The organism is Pseudomonas sp. GYB4201, from assembly GCF_056312595.1.
The window spans coordinates 1-22,766 of the sequence record NZ_JBWGIG010000031.1; the positions used below are offsets into that span (position 1 = coordinate 1).

19 protein-coding genes are annotated in these 22,766 nt (G+C 66.1%); 9 read left to right on the top strand and 10 right to left on the bottom strand.

What is annotated here, in order from left to right; all coding sequences use genetic code 11:
* Positions 1-101: 101 nt before the first annotated feature.
* Positions 102-1,571, bottom strand: a complete 1,470-nt coding sequence (locus AC0Z2B_RS24000) for an MDR family MFS transporter (RefSeq protein ID WP_476299891.1) — start codon at positions 1,569-1,571, stop codon at positions 102-104.
* 82 nt (positions 1,572-1,653) lie between these two features.
* Entirely contained in the window at positions 1,654-2,838 is a 1,185-nt protein-coding gene (pobA, locus tag AC0Z2B_RS24005; protein ID WP_416426695.1) for a 4-hydroxybenzoate 3-monooxygenase, read from the bottom strand.
* Positions 2,839-3,021: 183 nt separating this feature from the next.
* Between pobA and AC0Z2B_RS24010 the strand changes: the two genes are divergently transcribed.
* Positions 3,022-3,924 carry a helix-turn-helix domain-containing protein gene (locus AC0Z2B_RS24010; RefSeq protein ID WP_476299893.1) on the top strand — a complete coding sequence of 301 codons (903 nt, stop codon included), beginning with the start codon at positions 3,022-3,024 and terminating at the stop codon, positions 3,922-3,924.
* On the opposite strand, the gene AC0Z2B_RS24015 is transcribed toward AC0Z2B_RS24010, so the two are convergent.
* A complete protein-coding gene (locus AC0Z2B_RS24015) occupies positions 3,908-4,081 on the bottom strand; it encodes a hypothetical protein (RefSeq protein WP_473004378.1) in 174 nt (57 codons plus the stop codon). The two genes, AC0Z2B_RS24010 and AC0Z2B_RS24015, sit on opposite strands and share 17 nt — an antisense overlap.
* A 533-nt stretch (positions 4,082-4,614) precedes the next feature.
* On the opposite strand from AC0Z2B_RS24015, the gene AC0Z2B_RS24020 reads away from it, so the two are divergent.
* The gene (locus tag AC0Z2B_RS24020; RefSeq protein ID WP_476299895.1) at positions 4,615-6,045 is read left to right on the top strand and encodes a pyridine nucleotide-disulfide oxidoreductase; all 1,431 of its coding nucleotides are present in this window, start codon (positions 4,615-4,617) and stop codon (positions 6,043-6,045) included.
* Between the two features lie 573 nt (positions 6,046-6,618).
* Here the strand turns inward: AC0Z2B_RS24020 and AC0Z2B_RS24025 are convergent.
* Positions 6,619-7,500, bottom strand: a complete 882-nt coding sequence (locus tag AC0Z2B_RS24025; protein WP_476299896.1) for a LysR substrate-binding domain-containing protein — start codon at positions 7,498-7,500, stop codon at positions 6,619-6,621.
* Between the two features lie 116 nt (positions 7,501-7,616).
* On the opposite strand from AC0Z2B_RS24025, the gene AC0Z2B_RS24030 reads away from it, so the two are divergent.
* Positions 7,617-9,257 carry a 5-guanidino-2-oxopentanoate decarboxylase gene (locus tag AC0Z2B_RS24030; RefSeq protein WP_476299898.1) on the top strand — a complete coding sequence of 547 codons (1,641 nt, stop codon included), beginning with the start codon at positions 7,617-7,619 and terminating at the stop codon, positions 9,255-9,257.
* The gene (locus tag AC0Z2B_RS24035; protein ID WP_476299900.1) at positions 9,251-10,702 is read left to right on the top strand and encodes an aldehyde dehydrogenase family protein; all 1,452 of its coding nucleotides are present in this window, start codon (positions 9,251-9,253) and stop codon (positions 10,700-10,702) included. Before AC0Z2B_RS24030 ends, AC0Z2B_RS24035 begins: the two co-directional genes overlap by 7 nt.
* 15 nt (positions 10,703-10,717) lie before the next feature.
* Here the strand turns inward: AC0Z2B_RS24035 and AC0Z2B_RS24040 are convergent, their stop codons facing one another.
* Positions 10,718-11,647, bottom strand: a complete 930-nt coding sequence (locus AC0Z2B_RS24040) for an AraC family transcriptional regulator (RefSeq protein ID WP_416426682.1) — start codon at positions 11,645-11,647, stop codon at positions 10,718-10,720.
* A gap of 292 nt (positions 11,648-11,939) precedes the next feature.
* Between AC0Z2B_RS24040 and AC0Z2B_RS24045 the strand changes: the two genes are divergently transcribed.
* Entirely contained in the window at positions 11,940-12,278 is a 339-nt protein-coding gene (locus AC0Z2B_RS24045; RefSeq protein WP_416426680.1) for an antibiotic biosynthesis monooxygenase family protein, read from the top strand.
* 44 nt (positions 12,279-12,322) lie between these two features.
* The gene (locus AC0Z2B_RS24050; protein WP_476299902.1) at positions 12,323-12,553 is read left to right on the top strand and encodes a hypothetical protein; all 231 of its coding nucleotides are present in this window, start codon (positions 12,323-12,325) and stop codon (positions 12,551-12,553) included.
* A 4-nt stretch (positions 12,554-12,557) separates the two neighbouring features.
* On the opposite strand, the gene AC0Z2B_RS24055 is transcribed toward AC0Z2B_RS24050, so the two are convergent.
* From AC0Z2B_RS24055 to bglX, 5 genes are all read right to left on the bottom strand, one after another.
* Positions 12,558-13,178: a flavin reductase family protein gene (locus AC0Z2B_RS24055; RefSeq protein WP_475506942.1), complete on the bottom strand. Its 621-nt coding sequence runs from the start codon at positions 13,176-13,178 to the stop codon at positions 12,558-12,560.
* Between the two features lie 153 nt (positions 13,179-13,331).
* Positions 13,332-14,645, bottom strand: a complete 1,314-nt coding sequence (locus AC0Z2B_RS24060; RefSeq protein ID WP_476299904.1) for an MFS transporter — start codon at positions 14,643-14,645, stop codon at positions 13,332-13,334.
* 265 nt (positions 14,646-14,910) lie between these two features.
* A complete protein-coding gene (locus AC0Z2B_RS24065; RefSeq protein ID WP_476299906.1) occupies positions 14,911-16,254 on the bottom strand; it encodes a sigma-54-dependent transcriptional regulator in 1,344 nt (447 codons plus the stop codon).
* On the bottom strand, positions 16,251-18,008 hold the full coding sequence (locus AC0Z2B_RS24070; RefSeq protein ID WP_476299908.1) for an ATP-binding protein: 1,758 nt from the start codon (positions 18,006-18,008) through the stop codon (positions 16,251-16,253). Before AC0Z2B_RS24070 ends, AC0Z2B_RS24065 begins: the two co-directional genes overlap by 4 nt.
* A gap of 256 nt (positions 18,009-18,264) precedes the next feature.
* Positions 18,265-20,559: a beta-glucosidase BglX gene (gene bglX, locus AC0Z2B_RS24075; protein ID WP_476299910.1), complete on the bottom strand. Its 2,295-nt coding sequence runs from the start codon at positions 20,557-20,559 to the stop codon at positions 18,265-18,267.
* Positions 20,560-20,935: 376 nt separating this feature from the next.
* Here bglX and AC0Z2B_RS24080 point away from each other — a divergent pair, with 376 nt between their 5' ends.
* The 3 genes from AC0Z2B_RS24080 (at position 20,936) to AC0Z2B_RS24090 (ending at position 22,661) form a co-directional block, all read left to right on the top strand.
* Positions 20,936-21,160 carry a response regulator transcription factor gene (locus tag AC0Z2B_RS24080; protein ID WP_476299987.1) on the top strand — a complete coding sequence of 75 codons (225 nt, stop codon included), beginning with the start codon at positions 20,936-20,938 and terminating at the stop codon, positions 21,158-21,160.
* A gap of 19 nt (positions 21,161-21,179) precedes the next feature.
* A complete protein-coding gene (locus AC0Z2B_RS24085) occupies positions 21,180-21,353 on the top strand; it encodes a hypothetical protein (RefSeq protein WP_416426667.1) in 174 nt (57 codons plus the stop codon).
* Positions 21,354-21,446: 93 nt separating this feature from the next.
* Positions 21,447-22,661, top strand: a complete 1,215-nt coding sequence (locus tag AC0Z2B_RS24090; protein WP_476299912.1) for a class I SAM-dependent methyltransferase — start codon at positions 21,447-21,449, stop codon at positions 22,659-22,661.
* The last annotated feature ends 105 nt before the right edge of the window (positions 22,662-22,766 follow it).

The following is a 22,766-nucleotide window of genomic DNA, read 5'->3' on the forward strand; positions in this document are numbered from 1 at the left end:
CCAGGCTGCGCTGGCCCGTGAATACGCTGAAAATCTCCAGTGAGGCTCAGGACCAGCGCAGCCTGGCGGCAGCGGCTACAGGGGTTTGATGGGGGGCGGCATTAGCGCCCGCGCAAGATGGCGTTGGGCATCGCCAGCGCCGCCCCAAGGCCCAGCACCGAAATGGCCGCGCTGCCCAGCAACAACACCCGGAAGGTCTCCAGCAGCTTGCCGCGTAAGGCCTCCTGGGCCGCACCGCTGCTGGCGTGCAGGCTGGCCAGCAAGGCATCGCCCGAGGCGCCATCGGGGCCCAGGTCTAGCCCATGCAGCAAGGCCAGCAGCAGCGCCGACATGCACGCCACGCCCATGGCCCCGCCCAGGGAGCGGAACAGGTTGGTGGTGCTGGTGCCCACGCCAATGTCCTTCTGCTGCACCGCGTTCTGCGCGCCTACCAGCGAGGTGGGGAATTGCAGGCCGGCGCCGAAGCCGGTCAGCAGCATGAACGCTCCACTGAGCAGCAGCCAGTCCGGTGGGGTGAACGCCAGGCCCAGGATACCCAGGGGGATCAGCACCGCGCCGGTGAGGATCACCGGTTTGTAATAGCCGGTGCGCGCGGTGGTGCGCCCGCCCAGGAAGGCGCCGATCGGCAGGCCGATGGCCAATGGCAGCACGTCCAGTGCCGCGCTGTCGGCGCCGGCACCGGTCACGGTCTGGAAGCGCAGCGGTATCAGCACTGACAGCGAAATGGCCTGGAACGCGGTGAAGAACACCGTGCACCAGCACAGCACTGCCGGGCGAATGGCAAACAGGTGCATGGGCAACAGCGGTTCCGGCGCGCGCCGTTCATGGCGCACGAACAGGCTCAGGGCCACCACTGCCAGCAGCAGCGTGCCCCACACGGGCGCCTCGCCCAGGCCGCGGCCCTGGCCCAGTTCGGTGATGCCCAGCAGCAGCGAGGTGAGGCCGACGATCATCAGCATCGTGCCCAGGTAATCGATCACCGGCTGCCGACGGTTCACCGCCAGGCCGCGCAGCACCTGGCGGGCATACAGCCACGCCCCCAGGCCCAGGGGCAGGTTCAGCAGGAAAATCCAGCGCCACGACAGGTACTCGGTCATGTACCCGCCCATCACCGGGCCGGCGACGCTGGCCGCTGCGTACATGCTGCTGAAATAACCCTGGTAGCGCCCGCGTTCACGTGGCGGCACGAAGTCGCCGATGATCGCCTGGCTCACCGAGACCATGCCGCCGGCGCCGATGCCCTGGATGATCCGCGCCAGCACCAGTTGCTCCATGCTCTGGGCCATGGCGCAGAACAGCGAGGCGCCGGTGAACAGGCCCAGGCCGATGAGGATCATGCGGCGGCGCCCGTACAGGTCGCCAAACTTGCCATAGATAGGCACGGCCACGGTCATGGCCACCATGTAGCCGGAGATGACCCAGGCCAGTAGGTTGACGTCATGGAACTGGGCGGAAATGGCCGGCATCGACACGGCGACGATGGTCTGGTCGAGGGCGCCGAGGAAAATCGCCAGCATCAACGAAATGAGGATGCTGCGCAGGGCAGGTTGGGGGTGGTTGAGGTTGGTCACGGGGCAGGCCTGCAAGGCAGAGAAACCCCGGCAGCACCGGGGGGAAAGTCCCCCCAGTCTACTAGATAGCTAGCTATGTGTTCTATTCGATTGTTTCATAGGGCAAACCGACGTAGTTCTCGGCGATGGTCTTGCGCCCGGCTTCGGAACCCACGTAGTAGTCCAGTTCGGTCTGCTGGATGCGCTGGCTGAAGTCGTCGGTGTCGGGGAATTTGTGCAGTACCGAGGTCATCCACCAGCTGAAGCGCTCGGCCTTCCACACCCGGCGCAGGCAGACTTCCGAATACTTGGCCAGCAGGTCGGTGCGGCCTTCGCCGTAGACCTTGCACAGGATGTCAAACAGCGTGCTGACGTCGCTGGCCGCCAGGTTCAGGCCCTTGGCGCCGGTGGGCGGGACGATGTGCGCGGCGTCGCCGACCAGGAACATGCGCCCGTACTGCATGGGCTCCACCACGAAGCTGCGCAGCGGCGCGATGCTCTTCTCGATGGACGGGCCGGTCACCAGGCGCTCGGCGAGGTCCGCAGGCAGGCGGGCCTTGAGTTCGTTCCAGAAGCGCTCGTCGGACCAGTCCTCAACCTTCTCCTCGGCGCTCACCTGCACGTAGTAACGGGTGCGGGTTTCCGAGCGCATGCTGCACAGGGCGAAGCCGCGTTCGTGGTTGGCGTACACCAGCTCTTCGTTGACTGGCGGCGTGTCGGCGAGGATGCCCAGCCAACCGAACGGGTAGACGCGTTCGAAGGTCTTGATCGAGTCGGCGGGAATGGATTGCCGCGCCACGCCGTGGAAGCCGTCGCAACCGGCGATGTAGTCGCAGTCCAGGCGGTGCACCTGGCCGTCTTTCTCGTAGGTGAGGTACGGCGCCTCGCCCTTCATGTCGTGGGGGCGTACGTTGCTGGCTTCGTAGACGGTCTGCGCGCCGCAGGCCTGGCGGGCAGCCATCAGGTCGCGGGTGACTTCGGTCTGGCCGTAGATCATCACGGTCTTGCCGCCGGTCAGGGTCTTGAGGTCGATGTGCGCGCGGCGGCCATTGAACGCCAGTTCGAAGCCGGTGTGCACCAGGCCTTCGGCGTCCATGCGGGCGCTGACACCGGCCTTGCGCAGCAGGTCGACCATGCCTTGTTCAAGCACGCCGGCGCGGATGCGGCTGAGCACGTAGTCGGGGGATTGGCGTTCGACAATCACGTTGTCGATGCCGGCCTTGTGCAGCAATTGGCCGAGCAGGAGGCCGGAGGGACCGGCGCCGATAATGGCGACTTGAGTCTTCATTGTTATCATCCCAGGCAAGGTTCGCAGGGCCCGAAGGCGGCGTGCGAAGTATTTTTATGATTGGAGTGCCTGCATTTTTCGCTTCAAACGCCGGGTCAGGAAGGTGAAAACCGCGCGTTATTTTGTACTTTTCGCCAATCGGTGCGATTATCGAGTGAAATCCGCGTCCTGGAGTGCGTCACGATGTCACGGCCTGCCGCGCCACCCATTCCGGTGTTCAAGCTCTACGGTGAGGGCCAGGACTGGCTGACCCCCGACCTGCTGCACTGCGAGACCATTCCCAAGCGCAGCCGCCTGTACCACTGGGAAATCCAGCCGCACCGCCACGCCGACCTGTGCCAACTGCTGTACGTGCACGCCGGCCAGGCCGAGATCGAGGTGGAGGGCCAGCGCCGGCTGATTGCCGAGTCGACCCTGCAGGTGGTGCCGCCGCTGTTCGTGCACGGCTTTCGTTTTTCCGAGGACATCGACGGCCACGTCATCACCCTGGCCGCACCGCTGGTCAGTGAGCTGAAAACCTTGCTGGGCGCTGCGGGCGAGGTGCTGATGGCGCCGGCCACCTTCGCCGCCGGCGCGGACCGCGACTACCTCAACACCCTGGTGTCGGCCGTGCAGCGCGAGTACGCCGAGGACCATCCAGGCCGGGATTTGGCCCTGCATTCGTTGATCAACATGATCGTGGTGTGGGGCAGCCGTCAGATGATCCAGCGCAGCCGCGCCGGGCAGACGGTGGAGCGTGGGCGGGAGTATTTCAACGGTTTCACGCGGCTGGTGGAAACGCGGTTTCGCCAGCAGCCCAGCGTCGAGGCGCTGGCCCATGCCGCCGGGCTGTCAGTGGCCCACCTCAACAACGTGTGCCGGGAACTGGCCGGGCAATCGGCGCTACAGATCATTCACCAGCGGCTGTTGCTGGAAGCCAAGCGCAACCTGATCTACACCAGCATGACGGTCAGCCAGGTGTCGGACAGCCTGGGCTTCACCGACCCGGCGTATTTCTCACGCTTCTTCCGCCGCCTGGCGGGCGTGTCGCCGCGGGCGTTTCGCCTGGCGGGCAGCCTGCCGGCCGAACTCAGCGCATCGCGTTGAAGTTGCCCGAGTGGGGCAGGCACATGGTGTCGCTGCAACTGAGCTCGATGCGCGGGACGTTGCGCGCCTCTTCCACTCGCCAGGCTGCCGTGGCGTAGAGCGCGGCGGCCAGGATGATCAGCAGGGTCATCAGGTAGTTTCTTGTTGTAATGATCATTGCACTCACCTTTGCCATGAAGGGAGGGGGTATGCACCAATAAGTCTAGATCAAGGTTCAAGGCAGTGCCCGGCGTCTACACAAAGTACGTTTACGTGTAAAGGCTGATACGGACTAATTTGCTATCAGGAACCATCTTTTTACTTCTAAAAAGAATCTTGGAAATTAAAATCGACCACAAAACAAACAGTTATATGATCCAATAACTCATTTGTGAATGTGTTACTTTAAATTGACACGTGTGGTCCAACTCTGGAACTATCGACTCATGGCTATGGGCCTTCTCTGGTAGCCATCCAGTAGTGCATTGTTTCTCGAAACCCGCGTCCCAACTGATCCCAGAGTGTTTCTGTGCGGTAGCTTTGACCCGCGCGCCAGGGCTCGATCGCTGCAACTTCTCATACCTTTGGACACGTCCTTTGCCGTCAGCACTTTGACGGTTCGCCGGCGTTCGTCCGCTTTTTCTCAACAATAAGCTCCCTCAACGGAAGCATGCGTGCGCCTGGCGCCGTCCCATGCAAAGGGGTCACATCATGTATGGAAAATACCTGGAAACTTCCACCGGCTGCGTAGTGGGTGGCGCCGGGCCTGCGGGCATGGGGCTACTGTTCAATGCCGTGCGCACTGGAACCATTGCCGAACTGGCGCAATATGGGTTGATTATCGTCGATGCCAGCGCTACGCCTGGCATCGGGCGCCTGGGGGAATATCAAATCACCGCCAACTCTGTGGGTGACGTGTTCCTCGACTGCCTGCGCGACCCGGCGATGGCTGAAGTGTTCGCGCCGCTGCAGGCCTCGCCGGCGTATTGGCGTATCCGCGACCAGGCCCAGGAGGCACCGCTGCTGTCGCAGGTGGGTGAACTGCTGCTGGAAGCCTCGCAACTGGTGCTCGATCACATCGTCGCGCGCTACAGCGTGCAATTGTGGAGCGAGACGCTGATCACCGAGGTGTTCCACGACCGTGACGAGTACCACATCTGGGTGGAACACCGCGGTCAGAAACAGTGCATTCGCAGCCATGCGCTGGTGCTCAACCTGGGCGGGCGCCAGGATCCGCACAATCTGCTCAACGGCCTTGCGGCCCAAGGCCTTGCCTTGCCGCCGGCCAGGGCGATTCACAGCGCCGACAGCCTGTTGCGGCTGACGCCCCGGGCGCTGCGCGCCACCTTTGCCACGACGGTGGCCCAGGGCGGCAGTTTCAGCGTGATCGGTGGCTCCCACAGCGCCTTCTCGATGCTGGAAAACATTGCCGTGGCGCTGGAACCGCTGGGCCTTGCGCAGGTGAACCTGATCCATCGCTCGTCCATCCGGCTGTTCTACGAGAGCGTCGAACAAGCGCGGGCCAACGGCTACGAGTTTGACCCCGTGGCGGACGTGTGCCCGATTTCCGGCCGGGTCAACCGTTCCGGCGGCCTGCGCTACCGGGCCCTGGCCGTGGGCCGTGAGGTGCTGGAGCGCGGCGTGGTGGGGGGCACTTCGGTGCGTGCCCGGCTGCTGCAGACCGACGGCAGTGACGTGGAACAGATGCGCTTGGCCAGCGAAGTGCTGCGCACTGCCGCGGTGGTGATGCAATGCACCGGTTACCAACCGCTGCTGCCGCGCCTGCGGCGCATGGATGGCACCGCCATCGAGTTGCGCCAGGTGACCGGGGGCCTGGACTCTGACCCCAGCGGCTGCCCTTGCGACCAGGGCGGGCGGCGGCTGCATGGGTTGCACCTGTTCGGGCTGGGCTCGGGGCTGGGTGTCGACCCGCTGCTGGGCAGCGAGCCGTCGTTCAGCGGGCGGATCTACGGCGTCTGGCAATTCCACCATGACGCCAGTCGCGTAGTGATCGATGCGGTGCTGCAGCGCCTGGCTGACCTGGCCAGCCCACCGGCCACGGTGGTGCATGCGCAACTGGAACTGATCCGTGGCTGGCCCGAGCGGTCGTCGGGCAGTGACTGGGCAGAAGCGGCATCGTGACAACCAAGGGCGAACCCAACCGGGTTCGCCCTTTTTTTTGCCCGTAGCAGCTGCCGAAGGCCGCGTCCGGCCCCGCCGCCGTAAGCCTCAAAGAACGCGTTGCCCGAGACGCGGCCTGCGGCCGCTGCTACAGGTGCCATGTGCACAGGATTTCGCGTAGCAGCTGCCGCAGGCGGCGTCCGGGGCCGCTGCGGCAAGCCTGGAAAAACGCGGCGCCTGGGACGCGGCCTGTGGCCGCTGCTACAGGTGCGGTGTGCACAGGATTCCGCGTAGCAGCTGCCGCAGGCGGCGTCCGGGGCCGCCGCGGCAAGCCTGAAAGAACGCATTGCCCGAGACGCGGCCTGTGGCCGCTGCTACAGGTGCGGTGTGCACAGCATTCCGCGTAGCAGCTGCCGCAGGCGGCGTCCGGGGCCGCCGCGGCAAGCCTGAAAGAACGCGTTGCCCGAGACGCGGCCTGCGGCCGCTGCTACAGGTGCCGTGTGCACAGGATTTCGCGTAGCAGCTGCCGCAGGCGGCGTCCGGCCACGCCGCGGTATGCCTGAAAGAGCGCGGGGGTACGGGGAGGCGGTGTTCTCAGCGCAGGCTTGCCTGGCGCGCCAGCCAGTCGATGAACGCCAGTGTGCCTTCGCTGGCGGTGCTGCGCGGCGGCTGCACCAGGTAATAGGCCAAACCGGTGCGCACTTTCAGCTCGAAGGGCATGGCCAGCCGCTGCTGGGCCAGGTCCTCGGCAATCAGCGACCAGTCGCCGATGGCCACGCCGGTGCCCTGGGTGGCCACGGACATCGCCAGGTCCAGGGTTTCGAAATGCTGGCCCTGGCCCAGGTTGGGCAGGGTCACGCCGGCACCCGCCAGCCAGGTCTCCCAGTCCTCTTCGTCACGCGTAGGGTGCAGCAGCATGTGCTGCGCCAGGTCCTCGGGCTGGCTGAGCGGCAGCGGGCCGGCCAGCAGCGCGGGGGCGCACACGGGCGTGAGCTGTTCGTCGAACAGGTGCCGCGGTTTTTGCCCGGCCGCCGGTTCCGGACCGTAGACGATGGCCGCCTCGAAGCTCTCGTGGCGGAAGTCCACGCCATGCTGCACGGTGGTGGTCAGCTCCACGGGAATGTCCGGGCGCTCAGCCTGCCAGCGCATCAGCCGTGGCCACAGCCAGCGCATCACGCAGGTCGGCGCCTTGAGTTGCAAGGCCTGGCGCTGGCCGCTGGCAGCCTGCACGGCTTCCTCGATCAGGCCGAACACCTGCTGGATCCGCGGGAACAGCTCGCGACCCTGCTGGGTCAGGCTCAACCCGCGCGCCTGGCGCATGAACAGCGGGTAGCCCAGGTGGCTTTCCAGCCCGGCGATCTGCCGGCTGACCGCGCCCTGTGTGATGTGCAACTGCTGGGCGGCGCGGGTGAAGTTGCAGCATTGGGCGGTGACCAGGAAGGTGTGCAGCGCGGGCAACGGGGGCAGGCGTTTCATCAGCTTCAGCCATGATCTGGGGACATGGCTAGTATGACTATATTTGCCTTGTGCACACCAGCCGCCAACCGCTGAAATGCCGCCTGTTTGCAGAACAATCAACAGGCGGTGAAACAATGGCGACGTGCGGCGAAGTGTTGGTCAAACTCCTCGAAGGCTATGGCGTGGAACAGGTCTTCGGTATTCCGGGCGTGCATACCGTGGAACTGTACCGCGGGCTGGCGCGCTCACCCATCGAGCACGTCACGCCACGCCACGAGCAGGGCGCCGGTTTCATGGCCGACGGCTACGCCCGCACCCGCGGCAAGCCGGGCGTGTGCTTTATCATCACCGGGCCGGGGATGACCAACATTACCACGGCCATGGGCCAGGCGTATGCCGACTCCATCCCCATGCTGGTGATTTCCAGCGTGCAGGCCCGCGGGCAGCTGGGCGGCGGCCGCGGCAAGCTGCACGAGCTGCCGAACCAGAGCGCGTTGGTGGCCGGGGTCTGCGCGTTCTCGCACACGCTGATGGCGGCCGCCGACCTGCCGGCCGTGCTGGCGCGCGCTTTTGCCGTGTTCGACGGCGCCCGGCCGCGCCCCGTGCATATCGAAATCCCCCTGGACGTGCTGGTGGAAGACGCCGACGCCCTGTTGGCCTGTGAGCCGGTGCGGGTGCAGCGCGCCGGTGCCGCGCCCCAGGCCGTGGCCCAGATGGCGCAGTGGCTGCGCCAGGCCCGGCGGCCATTGATCCTGGCCGGCGGTGGCGCCATCGATGCCGCGCCAGCGCTGACGTTGCTGGCTGAACGCCTGCAGGCGCCCGTGGCCCTGACCATCAACGCCAAGGGCCTGCTGCCCGCCGCGCACCCGCTGCAGATCGGCTCCACCCAGTCGCTGCCCGCCACCCGTGCGCTGATCGACGAGGCCGACGTGGTGCTGGCCATCGGCACCGAATTGGCGGAGACCGACTACGACATCACCTTCAAGGGCGCCTTCCGCATTCCCGGCACGCTGCTGCGGGTGGACATCGACCCCGACCAGACCGTGCGCAACTTCCTGCCCAAGGTGGCCCTGGTCGCCGACGCCAGCAGCGCCGCCCAAGCCTTGCTGGCCGCATTGGACGTTGGCTTCCTGCCACCGCGCGAGCCGCAGTGGGGCGCCGCCCGCGCCAGCCAGTTGCGTGCCACCCTGGCCGCGGAATGGGACGCGCCTACCCGCGCCCAGACGCTGATGCTCGACACCCTGCTGGAGGTGCTGCCCGACGCGGTGCTGGTCGGCGATTCCACCCAACCGGTGTACACCGGCAACCTGACCCTGGACATGGATCACCCACGCCGCTGGTTCAACGCCTCCACCGGCTACGGCACCCTGGGCTACGCCTTGCCGGCGGCCATGGGCGCCTGGCTGGGCGGCGCGGGCAAGCGCGAGCTGCGGCCGCCGGTGGTGTGCCTGATCGGCGACGGTGGCGTGCAGTTCACCCTGCCGGAGCTGGCCAGCGCCGTGGAAGCGCGCATCCCGGTGATCGTGCTGCTGTGGAATAACCAGGGCTATGAAGAGATCAAGAAGTACATGGTCAACCGCGCCATCGAGCCGGTGGGCGTCGATATCCATACCCCCGACTTCATCGCCATCGCCCGCGCCATGGGCTGCCATGCCCAGGCCGCCAGCAACGTGCAGGCCCTGCGCGAGGCGCTGCACGGCGCCGTGGAGCGCAACGTGCCGACCCTGATCGAAATTGACCAAACTACCTGGATGAGCGAATTCCACCCATGCTGACTTTCCCGCAGAACCTGGCCGGCCTGTACATCGACGGCCAGTGGAGCCACGGGCCCCAGGCCCTGAGCGTCATCAACCCGGCTACCGAAGCCGTGCTGGCCCAGGTGGATGGCGCCGATGAAGGCGCGGTCGACCTGGCAGTGGCCGCCGCCCACCGCGCTTTCCGCCAGTGGTCCACGACCTCGGGCAGCAAGCGCGCCGGCTACCTGCGCGCCATCGCTGCCGGCGTGACCGCCCAGCGCGAACGGCTGGTGCAATTGCAAGCCTGCAACAACGGCAAGCCGCTGTTCGAGGCTGGCATCGACGTGGACGACGTGATCGCCACCTTCACCTACTACGCCGAACTGGCCGACGGCCTCGACGCGCGGCTGGACAGCCCCGTGCCGCTGCCCACTGACGAGTTCAGCGCCCGCGTGCGTCGCGAGCCGTGCGGCGTGGTCGGGCTGATCGTGCCGTGGAACTTCCCCATGGTCACCACTGCCTGGAAGCTGGCGCCGGCCCTGGCCGCCGGTTGCTGCGTGGTGCTGAAACCCTCGGAGGTCACGCCGCTGGCCGAACTGGAACTGGCGCGCATCATCGCCGGTTGCGGCCTGCCCCAGGGGGTGTTCAACCTGGTGTGCGGCACCGGCCTGGCGGTGGGTGCGCCCATGGCGGCCCATCGGCGTATCGCCAAGATCTCCTTCACCGGCAGCAACGCCGTGGGCGTGCAGGTGATGCAACGCGCCGCCGAGACCGTGAAGGGCGTCAGCCTGGAGCTGGGCGGCAAGTCAGCCTTGCTGGTGCTGGAAGACGCCGACCTGCAACTGGCCGTGGAGCTGGCCAGCGGTGGCGGCTATTTCAACGCCGGGCAGATGTGCTCGGCCACCAGCCGCGTGTTGGTAGCGCGGCCGCTGTACGCCGAGTTCGTGCAGCGCCTGCAGGCCCGCGCCGAAGCCATCGTCCAGGGCGACCCCTTCGAGCCGGGCACCGAGATGGGCGCGCTGGTGAACCGCGTGCAGTACCAGCGGGTATTGGGTCATATCGAGGCCGGCATCGAAGCCGGGGCCACGCTGGTCACCGGTGGCTCACGGCCGGGCAACCTGCCGACCGGGTTCTTCGTGGCACCCACGGTGTTCACCGACGTGCCGCTGGACAGCGCCCTGTGGACCGAGGAAATCTTCGGCCCGGTGCTGTGCGTGCGGGCGTTCGACAGCGAAGCCGAAGCCATTGCCCTGGCCAACGACAGCGACTTCGGCCTGGTGGCCAGTGTGGTCAGCGCCGACGTGGCGCGTGCCGAGCAGGTGGCCAACGCCCTGCAGGCCGGGTTGGTGTGGATCAACGCGCCGCAGGTGATCTTCCCGCAGACCGCCTGGGGCGGCTACAAGCAGAGCAGCCTGGGGCGCGAGCTGGGGCCGTGGGGCTTGCAGGCGTTCCAGGAGATCAAGCACGTGGTGCGCGCCATGTGATCCAGCTGGCCCGGCTCACACCGTCATGCGCAGGCGCTGCAGGTCGCGCGCCGGCGGTGCACCGAACAGCCGGCTGTACTCGCGGCTGAACTGCGAGGCGCTTTCGTAGCCCACGCGGTAGCCGGCGGCGCAGGCATCGAGGCCGTCGGTGAGCATCAGCCGGCGGGCCTCCTGCAGGCGCAGCAGTTTCTGGTACTGCAGCGGGCTCATGGAGGTCATGGCCTTGAAGCGGTGGTGCAGGGTGGACACGCTCAGGTTCACCTCGCGGGCCAGGTCTTCCATGCGCAGTGGGTGATCGAAATGGCTGTTTAGCCAGTCGATGGCCTGGGTCACGCGGTGCATCTGGCTGTTGCTCACGGCAATCTCGTACAGCCGGTGGCCCTGCGGGCTGCGCAGCAGGCGGTAAAGAATTTCCCGACGCACCAGCGGCGCCAGCATGGCGATGTCCCGCGGCGTATCCAGCAGCCGCACCAGGCGCACCACGGCGTCGAGCAGCGGCGCATCCAGTTGTTCCACGTACAGGCCGCGCTCGGTGGGCCGCGCCGGCACACCGGTGGGGCCGGCGGCGGCAATCAGCGCGTTGATTTCCCCGGGGTCGATGTCCAGCCGCAACGACAGGCACGGGCTCTGCGGCGACGCTTCCAGGATCGCGCCGCTGACCGGCATGGCCACCGACACCACCATGTAATTCAGCGGGTCGTACAGGTAGTCCTCATCGCCCAGGCGCACGCGCTTGCTGCCATTGGCCAGGATGCACAGGGCCGGGCGCATCAGTTGCGGGAACGACTGGCTGCACTGCTCCGAACGGCTGAGGAACAGCGCCGGTATGGCGGATTCAAAGCTGCCGTTGCCGGCGATGTGGCGGTCGATCAGGTCGGCGAGGGTGGCGCGCTGGCTTTCCATGAAAGGGTCCAGCTGCGCGTGGAGACGCTCGAAATCGGTCATGGCGAAGCCTCGGTAGGCGAATGCGTCGAGGATAGTTTTGTGCAAGCGCCGGGGCCAGTCCAATCCTGCGCGATGCTTGCCTGATCCTGCCGATGTTGCCAAACGGGCCAGCGGCCATGGGCCTGGCTGCTGGCGGCCATTGGTCCGGTTGCAGCGGGCGGTAGCCTGGGCATTGCTGCACCCCGGCAGGATCAGGCAAGGCAGGAGCAGGAATCGACTAACGCTGGCTGGCGGCAGCGCTTAATCTCTGTTGCCGTACCACCAGTATCAGCCGACTACGGAGAAACGTCCCATGTCATTACCCACCCCCGTCAGCCACTGCGCTTTCATTCGGGCCCGCGCCGGGCGTTCCGCCGAACTGGGCCAGCGCCTGGAACGCTTGCTGGCGCCCTCGCGCCACACCCCGGGCTGCCTGCACTTTGCCCTGCAGCACTCCCAGTGCGACGAAGACCTGTGGCTGATCAGCGGTTTCTGGGCCAGCCAGCAGGCCATGGCCATCTGGTTCGATTCGCCGGTGATGCAGGTGTTCGATGCGCTGGTGAACGACATGCTGGTCACCAGCCTGGACTTCCACACCTTCAGCGACGTCGACAGCCGCAGCACCTGTGCAGTGCACAAACTGGCCAGCTGAAGCGCTAGAATGCCCGGCTTCGATAAAACGCCGGGGCACTGAGAATGGCACGCAAAGAGTTTCAACACTTCGAGGCCGTTTCGGCCGTGGTTCCGGGCGAGGGTGGCTATAGCGCAGCCATTGCCGTGAAGGCGCTGGGCGCCGGTGGCGCGCCGCGCTTCCACAAGATCCTGCCAGGCAGCACCTTCGCTACTGCCATGACCGCTGACCAGGCCGCCTGCGACGAGCTGGAAAAACTCGCCGACGTGGACGCCGACGGCGAGCTGGTCTGGTGAAGGCCTACTGCGGCCGGTACATCTTGAACAGGGCCTCGGGGCCCAGCTGGAAGTAGTCGGCCGGGCCGCCCCCACGCAGGATCGGCTGGGCGGCGGCGGTGTCGTAGATACCGTCCTTGAGCAGCCATTTGGCGATGTGCACGGCCACCACCTCACCCAGGATCAGCCAGCTAGGTACCACCTGCTTGTCGGCCCGTTGCAGCTGGATGATCTGCGTGACCTTGCATTCGAACGACACCGGGCTTTCCTGCACCCGCGGCACCGCGATCACCTTCGACGCCACTGGCGTCAGGCCGCTCAGGCTGAACTCGTCGACTTCCGGCGCCACCGCCGCGCAGCTCTGGTTCATCTGCTCGGCCAGCGGCCGGGTGGCCAGGTTCCAGGCGAACTCGCCGGTCTTCTCGATGTTGTTGAGGCTGTCCTTGCGGCCCACGCTGGAGAAACCGATGATCGGCGGGATGTAATTGAAGGCGTTGAAGAAGCTGTAGGGCGCCAGGTTCAGGCGCCCCTGCTCGTCCTGGGACGAGATCCAGCCGATGGGCCGCGGCCCGACGATGGCGTTGAACGGATCGTGGGGCAGGCCGTGGCCCTGGGAAGGTTCGTAGTAGTGGATATCGTCGGGCATTGCACGATCCTGGTAGGCAAAAATGCCAGTGTGCCGCCGACAGGACGCACCACGCAACCGTAGCCGCTGCCGCAGGCTGCGCTGGCCCTGCGGTTCACTGCGGATCTACAGCGAGGCTCAGGGCCAGCGCAGCCTGGCGGCAGCGGCTAGGGGTCAATCGGTTTCGATGCGCGAATGGGTGCGGGTGTCCTTCATGAACACGTACACCAGCAGCGAACAGGCGATGCACGCCGTCACGTACCAGTAATAGCCGCTTTCCATGCCGATGCTCTTGAACCACAGGGCGATGAACTCGGCGGTGCCACCGAATATCGACACCGTCAGCGCATAGGGCAGGCCCACGCCCAGCGCGCGAATCTCGGTGGGGAACAACTCGGCCTTCACCACCGCGTTGATCGAGGTGTAGCCGCTGACGATGATCAGCGCCGCCATGATCAGGAAGAACGCGCCCCACCAGGTTTCAATGGTGTGCAGGGTGGTGAGGATCGGCACGGTGCACAGGGTGCCCAGCACGCCAAAGGCGATCAGGATGGGCCGGCGGCCGATCTTGTCCGACAGCGCGCCGATCACCGGTTGCAGGCACATGAACAGGAACAGCGTGGCCGCCGAGATCATCGTCGAGTCGGTCTTGCTCATGCCCACGGTGTTTACCAGGTACTTCTGCATGTACGTGGTGTAGGTGTAGAACGCCAGGGTGCCGCCCATGGTCAGGCCGACCACGGTCAGCAGTTCCCTGGGGTGGCGCATCAGCGTGCGCATCAGGCTTTCCTTGGGCGCCTCCTTCTTCTGGCTGAACGAGGCGGTTTCCTCCATGCCTCGGCGCAGCCACAGGGCGACCACCGCGCACAGCGCGCCGATCACGAACGGCACGCGCCAGCCCCAGGCCAGCAACTGCTCTTCGGTAAGCGTCTGTTGCAGCACGATCAGCACGGCCAGGGCGATGAGCTGGCCCGAGATCAGGGTCACGTACTGGAAGCTGGAGAAGAACCCGCGGCGCTCCTTGGTGGCCATCTCGCTGAGGTAGGTGGCGGAGGTGCCGTACTCGCCGCCCACCGACAGGCCCTGCAGCAGGCGTGCGAACACCAGCAATATCGGCGCGCCGACGCCGATGGTTTCGTAGCCGGGGGTGAGGGCAATGATCAGCGAGCCGAAGCACATCAACAGCACCGAGGCCATCAGCGCCGCCTTGCGGCCCTTGCGGTCGGCGTACAGGCCCATCAGCCAGCCGCCGATGGGGCGCATCAGGAAGCCCACGGCGAAGATCGCGGCGGTGTTGAGCAGTTGCGCGGTGAGGTCGTTTTTGGGGAAGAACACCTGGGCGAAGTACAGGGAAAACGCGGCGTACACGTACCAGTCGTACCACTCGACCATGTTGCCCACCGAGCCGCTGAAGATCGACTTCAGCCGGCTGGAGGTGGTTTTCGGTGTGGCCTGCGCGCCGGCGGGCAGGCTGGGGGAGATTTCCATGCGGGTTCCTTCTCGTTGTTGTTGTATGGCAGCGAACAGCGTGCCTTGGGAAGGGACGTAGCAGGGGGCGTGCCAGGTTGCAGAGGCTTGTTCTAGAGGGGTTGAGCGCGGTTTTTGGGCAAAATTCCGCCGATTAACCACTGACCTATAAGCGGATTTCCGCTGATCTGAACACCGCGTCGCCTGCATCGCGACTAAAGTCGGCTCCTACCACGGGCAGCGTAGGAGCCGACTTTAGTCGCGATGCAGGCGGCGCATGGTTTTGTCAGGCGAGGAAGTCTTCGCGTTGCAGGCCGTGGCGCTGCATCTTCTCGTTGAGGGTGCGGCGCGGCAGTTGCAGTTCGGCCAGCACCGCCTTGATATCGCCGTGGTGGCGGCTGAGGGCCGCGCGCAGGCACTGGGCCTCGAAGGCTTCCTGCTGGGCGGCCAGCGACGTGCCGGGGCTGTGGGCCGGCGTGGCTTCAGGCGCTTCAAGGCCCAAGGCATGGCGCTCGGCGGCATTGGCCAGTTCGCGGACGTTACCCGGCCAGTCGTGGCTAAGCAGTTGCGCCAGGCGTGTGGCACTCAGGCGGGGCAGCTCGCGGCCAGCCCGGGCTGCGCTGTGGGCGGCGAAGTGCTCGAACAGCAGCGGAATGTCCTCGCGGCGGTCGCGCAGCGGTGCCAGGCGTAGTTCGGCCACGTTCAGGCGGTAGGCCAGGTCTTCGCGGAAGCGCCCGGCGCGCGCCTCCTGCAGCAGGTCCGGCTTGGTGGCGGCGACAATGCGCACGTCGATGGCGATGCTCTGGTTGGAGCCCAGGCGCTCCACCGTCTGCTCCTGGATCACCCGCAACAGCTTGGCCTGCTGGGCCAGCGGCAGGCTTTCGATTTCGTCGAGGAACAGCGTGCCGCCTTGGGCATGTTCCAGCTTGCCGATGCGCTTGCCCTGGGCGCCGGTGAAGGCGCCGCTTTCATGGCCGAACAGCTCGGCCTCGAACAGCGCCTCGGGGATTGCCGCGCAATTGAGCGCCACGAAGGGTTTCGCCGCCCGTGGCCCGCACGCGTGCAGGCAACGAGCCACGCGCTCCTTGCCGCTGCCCGTCTCGCCGCGAATCAGCACGTTCACCGGCAGGCTGGCCAGGTCGAGGATCTGCCGGCGCAGCTGCTGCATGCCCGGCGAATGCCCCAGCAGGTCGGCCTGCAGGCGGTCCTGATGGCTGGCGCGGGCTTGCAGGCGGCGGTTCTCAAGCACCAGCGCACGCTTGTCGAGGGCGCGGCGCAGGCTGCTCAGCAGCGTGTCGGGGCTGAAGGGTTTTTCCAGGAAGTCATAGGCGCCGCCTTGCAGGGCCTGCACCGCCATGGGCACGTCGCCGTGGCCGGTGAGCAGGATCAGCGGCAGCTGCGGGTCACGGGCCTGCAGCTGTTCCAGCAGTTGCATGCCGTCCATGCCCGGCATGCGCACGTCGCTGATGACCACACCGGGAAAGTCCGCGGCCAGCGCCGCCAGGCAGGTTTCGGCGCGGTCATGGCTGGTGACGGTGAACCCGGACAGGCCCAGCCATTGGGTCACGGCATCGCGGATGCTGGCTTCGTCGTCCACCAGCATCACGTCGCGCAGCGGCGTCGGGTTCATGGGGCCTCCGGTTCGACAGGCATGACCAGGGTGAGCAGGGCGCCGTTGCCCTGGTTGGCAGCGCTCAGGTGGCCGCCGCTTTCGTGGGCGATGGCGTAGGACACCGCCAGCCCCAGGCCGAGGCCGTCGCCCACCGGCTTGGTGGTGAAGAACGGGTCGAACACCGTGGCCAGGTGTTCCGGGGCGATGCCACCGCCGCTATCGGCCACCGACACGCGCCACTGCCCGGCGTCGCGGTCGATGCGCACTTCCAGGCGGCGCTGGGGCTTCTGGCTCATGGCATCGAGGGCGTTGCGCAGCAGGTTGATCAGCACCTGTTCCAGGCGAATCGGGTCACCGCGCACCCAGGCCGGGCGGGTCAGGTGCAGCACGGTGCTGACCCGTTCCTGGCGGATGCGCGGCTCCAGCAGTTGCAGGGCCTGGTCCACCACCTCGGCCAGGTCCACGCGCTCGCGCAGGCCCGCCGGGCTCTTGCGCGCGAAGGTCTTCAGGTGCCCGGTGAGCGCAGCCATGCGCGTAAGCATCTGCTCCAGCGGCAGCAGCGCCTGGTAGGCGTCGTCGACGCGGCCGTGGTCCAGCAGCAGGCGCAGGGTGGCCAGCTGCATGCGCTGGGCGGTCAACGGCTGGTTGATTTCGTGGGCCAGGGCCGCCGACATCTGCCCCAGGGCCGCCAGCTTGGCCGCCTGCACCAGGCCGTCCTGGGCGGTTTGCAGCTCGCGGGTGCGCGCCTGCACCAGCGCTTCCAGCTCTTCCCGGCTGCGCTGGCGCACCAGGCCCAGGCGCCAGCGCTGGTACAGGAACAGGCCCAGGAACACCAGGGTCAGCCAGGCACCAGCGGCGGCCAGTGCGGCGTTGCGGGCGTCCTCGGCGGCCAGCTGCGGCTTGCGCAGCAGGTGCAGGGTCCAGCCTTCGCTGGTCAGTGGTAGCGACTCCCACAGGTAGTCGGCGCTGCCATCCGGGCCGTCGACCTGGGCCAGCTGGCTGTCGCCGTCGAAGGCTGCCAACGGCTTCACCGCCAGGGGGCTCAGCGGCTGGCGGTCGTACTGGCGAGTGCTGGCCAGCTCGGCCTGGTCGGCAGCGCTCAACGCCTTGAGCTGGCGGTAGCGCCAGCCCGGCTGGTTGGCGATGAACACGATGCCGCGGGCGTCGCTGACCAGCAGGGTGTCGCTGCCCTGGCGCCATTCGCGCTCCAGCTCCGGAAATTCCAGCTTCACCACCATGGCGCCGAGGAAGGCGCCGTGCTCGTCCTTCACCGCGCTGGAGAGGAAATAGCCCGGCACCCCGCTGGTCACGCCCACGGCGTAGAAACGGCCGCTGCCCTGGCTGCGGGTCTGCAGGAAGTAGGGGCGAAAGCCGTAGTTCTGGCCAACGTAGCTGGTGGGCAGCTGCCAGTTGCTGGCGGCCACGGCCAGGCCGTCACGGTCGAGCAGCTCCAGGGTGGAGCTTTGCGCGGCCTGGTTGATCTGTTCCAGCTTGCGGTTTAATGCGTCCTGGGCGGCGCCGCCGACGGGGCCCTTGAGCGCCGCGATCAATTGCGGGTCCAGCGCCAGCACGGCGGGCAGGCTACGGTAGCGCTCGATCAAGGTGTGCAGGGAGTTGGCGTACAGCCCCAGTTGCTGATGGGCACGGCCCGCTTCCTCGGCCATGGCCAGGCGTTGGGCGTGACGCATGGCCAGCAGGGCCGAAGCCAGGGTGCCGGCGATGATCAGCAGGGTGATCAGGGGCAGGCGCAGGGCGCGAGATGGGAAGCGCATGGGCATTGCCAATCGGTTGGGGGGCAAAACCATAGCACGATGGGAGGGTGTGTAACTTTGTCGCACATCATTGGAAATAATTGGCCGGCGCCTGGGACGCGGCCTGGCGGCCGCTGCTACAGGAACCGCGTTGCCTGCATCGCGACTAAAGTCGGCTCCTACGCCGCGCGTGGTAGGAGCCGGCCTTGGCCGCGATGCAGGCGACGCGATCGGTGGGTTCGCGCGTCCCTGTAGCAGCTGCCGCAGGCGGCGTCGCTTACAGCAAGGTAAAGCTCTGCTGCTTGACGTTTTGCGAGTCCAGGCCGATCTGCACCTGGAACTCACCCGGCTCCGCCGCATACTTGAGCTGCGGGTTGTAGAACTTCAGGTCGTCCTCGGTGAGGGTGAAGCGCACGGTTTTTTCCTCGCCGGGCTGCAGGGTGACCTTCTCGAAGTTCTTCAGCTCCTTGATCGGCCGGGCCATGGACGCCACCACGTCGTGCACGTACAGCTGCACCACCGTGGCACCGGCGACCTTGCCGGTGTTCTTCACGGTCACGCTGGCAGTGACGGTGCCGCCACGCTTGAGGGTGGCACTGGACAGGCTCACGTCCGACAGGCTGAAGTCGGTGTAGCTCAGGCCATAACCGAAGCTGTACAGCGGCCCGGTCTCCTCGTCGAAGTACTGCGAGGTGTAGTTGCCCGGCTGGCCTGCAGTGAACGGCCGGCCAATGGTGAGGTGGCTGTAGTACACCGGAATCTGCCCCACCGAACGTGGGAAGCTGATGGGCAGCTTGCCCGACGGGTTGTAGTCGCCGAACAGCACGTCGGCGATGGCGTTGCCGCCCTCGGTGCCCGAGAACCAGGTCTCCAGCATGGCGTCGGCCTGCTTCTGCTCCTCGACCAGCGACAGCGGCCGGCCATTCATCAACACCAGCACCAGCGGCTTGCCGGTGGCCTTCAGCGCCTTGATCAGGGCTTTCTGGGTGTTGGGCAGGGCCAGGGTGGTGCGGCTGGCCGACTCGTGGGACATGCCCCGGGCCTCACCCACGGCAGCCACCACCACGTCGGCCTGTTCGGCGGCCTTCACCGCCTCGGCGATCATCTGCTCGGCCGGGCGCTTGTCGATGTGCACTTCCTCGCGGTCGAAGATGATGCGGTTGAGGAACTCGATGGCGTCCTGGTTATCGGTGACGTTGGCGCCTTTGGCGTAGACCACCTTGGCGCGGTCGCCCACCGCGTTCTGCAGGCCATGCAGCAGGGTGATCGACTGGTCGGGTTTGCCGGCGGCCGACCAGCTGCCCATCATGTCGATCGGTGCATCGGCCAGTGGCCCCACCAGGGCGATGGTGCCTTGCTTCTTCAACGGCAGGGTGTGGTCGTGGTTCTCCAGCAAGACCATGCTGGTACGCGCCACTTCCCGCGCGGCCTGGCGGTGCAGGCGGCTGTCGGCGTAGGTGTCGGCCGGGTCGTCGCTGGCCTTGCCGATGCGGCGGTAGGGGTCCTGGAACAGGCCCAGGTCGTACTTGGCGCCCAGCACCTCGCGCACGGCGTTGTCGACGTCGGCCTGGCTCACTTCACCGGACTTCACCAGCCCCGGCAGCTCCTTGCCGTACACCTGGTCGTTCATGCTCATGTCGATGCCGGCCTTGATCGCCAGCTTCGCCGCCTCGCGGTCGTCGCGGGCCACGCCGTGCTTGATCAGCTCGTGGATGGCGCCGTGGTCGCTGATGGTGATGCCCTTGAAGCCCCAGTCCTTGCGCAGCAGGTCCTGCATCAGCCAGGTGTTGGCGGTGGCGGGCACGCCGTTGATGGAGTTCAGCGCCACCATCACCCCGCCGGCACCGGCATCGATGGCCGCGCGGTACGGTGGCAGGTAGTCCTGGTACATGCGCGTGGGGCTCATGTCGACGATGTTGTAGTCGCGCCCGCCCTCCACGCCGCCGTACAGGGCGAAGTGCTTGACCGCGGCCATGACGCTGTCGGCAGCGGCGACGTTGTCGCCCTGGTAGCCCTTGACCATCACCTTGGCGATGCGCGACACCAGGTAGGTGTCCTCGCCGAAGCCTTCGCTGGTGCGGCCCCAACGAGGGTCGCGGGCGATGTCCACCATGGGCCCGTAGGTCATGTCGATGCCGTCGGCGGCCGCTTCCTGGGCGGCGGTGCGCGCGCTCAGGCCAATGGCGCTCATGTCCCAGCTGGAGGCCAGGGCGAGGCTGATGGGGAAAATGGTGCGCTGGCCGTGAATCACGTCATAGGCGAAGAACATCGGGATCTTCAGCCGGCTGCGCTGCATGGCCGCGTCCTGCATGGGACGGTTCTCGGCGCGGGTCACCGAGTTGAACGTGCCGCCGATGTGGCCGGCGGCGATCTCGTCGCGGATCTGTTCGTGGGTCATTTCCGGGCCGATGGAGATCAGCCGCAGCTGGCCGATTTTCTCGTCCAGGGTCATGCGCTTCATCAAGTCGGCGATGAACGCTTCCTTGGTCTTCAGAGGAGAGGGGGCGGTGGCCGCCATGGCCGGTGGAAAGGCCAGGCTTGTAAGGATGCCCAGCAGGCACAGCTTCTTCATGAATAGCTCTCGTCATGGCTTGCAGTGGTTTGCGAAGGCAAACAGGCGAGCCCAAGAAGGTGGAACGAATGTTTTTGTAATGTGCGCGCCTCTTTTAGCCCATCGGGGGGCTGCAATCCAGAGTTGTTTTGCCCGGTGTCGTATTCAGGCTGCGGCGGGCGGCTGGCCGGTGAGTAGGAAACGGCGGATGTTCTGACAGACGAAGTTGTAGGACTGTGTAACTTTTTCCTTATCTTTTTGTGGCCTTCTTCTGTTGTTTTTGAAAGTCAATGCGCGGCACTTCTTGATTTTATAAGTACGTATTTCCGTGCATTGTTTTTCCCCCTGCGCCTGACTAAGGTGCGCGCTTGTGCTGGTCGATGAGCAGGCAACCTTCATGCATTTGACCCCACGGGAGAAGGAAGTCCTGAACCTTTTGCTGGCAGGCTCCACCAACCGGGAAATCGCCGAATTGCTGGGTATCAGCGCCTACACCGTGCGTGATCACGTGTCGGCGCTGCTGCGCAAGGGGCGCGCCCGCAACCGCATGGAGCTGGCCCTGTCGCCGCTGCCATCCGCCCCCTTGGTGGCCGCGGCCAGGCCAGCAAGCGTGTTTATCTGACCGAGTCGGGATAATTGAAATGCTGGTGTTATTGATAGGCGAGCTGATGCTGGCCATTGCCGTGATGGGATTGTGCGTATTTCGCATAGGCGCAGGTTCACGATTGGGCAGGGAAGCACTGCTGCAGAGGGTGGTGATGTTCTATTCCGCGGTGCTGATGGGCGTGGGCGGCCTGGCTGCGGCGGCGTGGTAGCAGGGCCGGCGTCCGGAATATGAACAAGTCCGTGCCCTGGCGGGCCAAAGCCCCGTAAAATGCGCGCATCTTCATTCTTCCCAGGCTTTTCCGATGTCCGCCCCTGCTGCCAGCCCCAAGACCGCGACCGACCCGCGCGCCACCTTCCTCGACCTGCTGGGCGCAAGCCTTGAGCAGAACGCCCTGGTCAAGCTGGTGCTGGCCCGGCACGTGGGCGCCGAGGCGCAGTTGCAGCGGGTCATCATCAAGCCGGTGACGGTGAAGGAGCAGGCCTGCCTGTCGTTCGTCTACCGCTACCAGACCCGCGACATCACCAAGAACCTGGCGCTGGACGAAGCCCTGGCGCTGATCGCCGACCTGCTGCCTGCCAGCTTCAAGAACGCGCACCTGCTGACCCTCTCCGACGAGGTGCAGCTGGAGTTCAGCAAGAAGAACAAGCCCATGCTGCACCGCAACGCCGCGCAGCAGCCGCGCCAGGCGGCCTCGGCCGAGCATGACCGCGAGAAGAAACGCTACCTGGAACTGAGCCGACCGTTCCTGGTGGACTTGGGGGTCACCAACAAGCAGCACGAACTGATTCCGGCCATGTCGCGCAAATGGAAGCAGATCAACAAGTTCATCGAGGTGTTTTCCCACGCCTTCGCCGGCGCGCCGATCCCGGCAAACCAGCCGGTGCGCGTGGCTGACTTCGGCTCGGGCAAGGGCTACCTGACCTTCGCCATCCACGACTACCTGCGCAACACCCTGGGCCGCGAGGGGCAGGTGACGGGCGTGGAGCTGCGTGAAGACATGGTCACCCTGTGCAACACCGCCGCGGCGCGCCTGGAACACCCCGGCCTGGTGTTCGAGCATGGCGACGTGCGCACCGTGGTGCCCAGCGCCATCGACGTGATGATCGCCCTGCACGCCTGTGACATCGCCACCGACTACGCCATTCACACCGGCATCCGCACCGGCGCGGCCATCATCATGTGCTCGCCGTGCTGCCACAAGCAGATCCGCCTGCAGATCCAGAGCCCTGGCCTGCTCAAGCCCATGCTGCAATACGGCCTGCACCTGGGCCAGCAGGCCGAGATGGTCACCGACAGCCTGCGTGCCCTGTATCTGGAAGCCTGCGGCTACGACACCAAGGTGTTCGAGTTCATCTCGCTGGAGCACACCAACAAGAACAAGATGATCCTGGCGGTGAAGCGCGCCGAGCCCCAGGACCCGCGTGCGCTGCTGGAAAAGATCGAGGCGCTGAAGGCGTTCTACGCCATCCAGGAGCATTGCCTGGAAACCCTGCTCAAGGCCGACGGCCTGATCTGAAGCCAGCGTTTCCGACGCCAGCGTAGGACGGTTCTTTTTTGCCGTCCGAGGCTTGATGTCGGATAGGCAGCCCCTTCATACCCCTCGACACTCGCCCTTTTTCCA